Raw genomic sequence first — 2,069 nt, 5'->3', positions numbered from 1 at the left:
TCATTCGCTACCCGACGTTCAAGGGCATGCTCGAGAGGACGCTCGAGAAGCCCGCGCGCAGCCTCGCCACCACCCGGGCCCCGGCGCGTGGTTTGCCCACGGTGCGCTCGATTCAGCGCCTGCCGCCGATGTCGACGCGCGACGCGGGGTTCATCTCAGGTGAATACATGGCGTGGCTGCCGCGCTTCTTCCGGCTGTTCATCCGCGTGACGCGCGAGCCGCAGAGCAAACGCATCGTCTTTTCGCTGGGCTTCTTCCCGCTGCAGCTGCTGGTGCTGGAATACATCGAGGGGCGCTCCGACCTCGAGCGCCACAAGTTCCACATCGTCGGGGGCGCGTTGACGAAGACCACGCACACCGGCTGGCTCGAGTTTCGGCAGGTCGCCCACAAGCGCTTCACGCTCTCGTCGATTCACGAGTTCGTGCCGTCGCTGCCGTGGCTGATTTACATCTTCACGCAGGCGCCCGTGCACGCCTGGGTGATGCACCACTTCGGCCGCCACCTGGCGCGGCTCGAGCGCGCGACGGAGGTGCCGGGTGCTTCGGTTGATCAAGAACGCTGAATGGAAGCCTTTCCTCGACCTGCTCTCTCCGCGCTTCTTTGACGTGGTGCCACTGAGCACCGTGCTCTCGCAGGCGCGCACGCTGGGCGGCAACTACTTCGACACGGAGGCCTTCGACGCGGCGCGCGGGGCCCGCACCGAGACCCTCACGCGCGCTCATCTCCCGGTGGAGCTCGCCACCACCCTGCCCGGGCCTGCGTCGCTCGTGCCCGGCGCGCAGGTGCTCGAGCTCTACTTTCACCAGGTGCTGCTGGGCGGCACGGTGCTGCTCGACCTCCGCGCGGAGTGCTTCGCGTCGCGCGGCGAACGCCTCGTGTGGGCCCCGCGCCCGGCGGGGCTTGCGCGACTTGTACTTCGGTTTCTACGAAGACGACGCTGCGCGCTTCTCGACGGCCACGCGCACGCTGGGGCTCGAGGCGGCCGAGGGCGCGCTGCGCGACCAGTTCGGCGTGGGAGACCAGAGCCAGGTGCGCTTCTCGCTGCCTGACTTTCAGCAGCGCTTTCAGGCCGTGTTCGATGCGTGCGTGGCCAGCGGTGCGCAGCTGCACCCGGGCTTCATCGGGCTGGGCGTGGGCCTCGCCACGCTCTACGCCCACCTCGAGCAGAGCGGCGGCACCCACGACGTGCGGGCGGCGTTCTTCCGCGCGGCGAAAGTGTTGGAGAGCTGAGTCTCGCGCTCAGGGGCATTCGCAGAGGTCGACCTGCGCGCCCCCATCGAGCACGAAGTCGCGAATCCAACGGCCGGTGTTGGCGTCGCGCAGGCGCCACTGGTGGCCGGCGAAGGAGGATTGATCGAGCGTCGCGCCGGGCTCCAGTGTCCCCGTCGAGCGCAGGGTCGTGCCGCCCAAGCGCGTGTGCCGCGGGGAGCGCGTCTTCGCTGAACCAGTGAGACAGGAACCACCCGATCGCGAACGCGATGATCAACTGCACGGCAGGCCGCGCCCGCTTCACGACGTGCGCTCGGCGCTCGTGAGCGACACCTCCACACGTGCTCGCGGTGAAACCTCGGCCGACGGCACCTGAGCTGGGGGCGACGCGACCAGAACCGCGACCGAGACGTGCATGTGCATCGTTTCGCACGTGACGATTCGGACACCGGGGCCGCAACTCAGTGGTGCTGTCGATTCCGGCCAGTCAGCGGCGAGCGCGGGCCGGTTGTGCAGCACGCGCGCGCTCAGGCCTTGAAGACGATGGGCGCTCGATGGGTCGGGGCCGCTGTCGAACCGAACGTGCTCCTCGCCCTCGTTCGACCATGGTCACCTCACGAACTCGTCTCTCCCTCTCCCTGCGAAGCGGGGAGAGGGGCCACTTCGCGCAACGCCCCTGCACCGCGCGTCATCGAGGGCGTCGCGCGGGGAGCATCGGTGCCCGCTCGCCAGCCACTCGCACAAATGTCGGTCAGGCGCGTGTGACCGACATTTGTGAGAGTGGGTCCGCGAAAGCGACCAGACCCTGACACTCCGAGCTGCCTTCCCGCGGTTTCACGAGTGGCCAGTCGAGTGCCCG

3 protein-coding genes are annotated in these 2,069 nt (G+C 68.6%); all 3 read left to right on the top strand.

The features are described from left to right. A partial coding sequence (locus EB084_24290; protein NDD31383.1) for a hypothetical protein occupies nt 1-563 on the top strand: 563 nt, incomplete at its 5' end. After that, a complete protein-coding gene (locus EB084_24285) occupies nt 547-1,050 on the top strand; it encodes a hypothetical protein (protein ID NDD31382.1) in 504 nt (167 codons plus the stop codon). The genes EB084_24290 and EB084_24285, both read left to right, overlap by 17 nt. After that, nucleotides 1,031-1,231, top strand: a complete 201-nt coding sequence (locus tag EB084_24280; protein ID NDD31381.1) for a hypothetical protein — start codon at nt 1,031-1,033, stop codon at nt 1,229-1,231. Before EB084_24285 ends, EB084_24280 begins: the two co-directional genes overlap by 20 nt. Nucleotides 1,232-2,069 lie beyond the last annotated feature (838 nt).

It is taken from the genome of Pseudomonadota bacterium, from assembly GCA_010028905.1.
Taxonomy (GTDB): domain Bacteria; phylum Vulcanimicrobiota; class Xenobia; order RGZZ01; family RGZZ01; genus RGZZ01.
The sequence above is the reverse complement of the archived record's forward strand: the minus strand, read 5'-3'. Positions and strand labels throughout refer to the sequence as shown.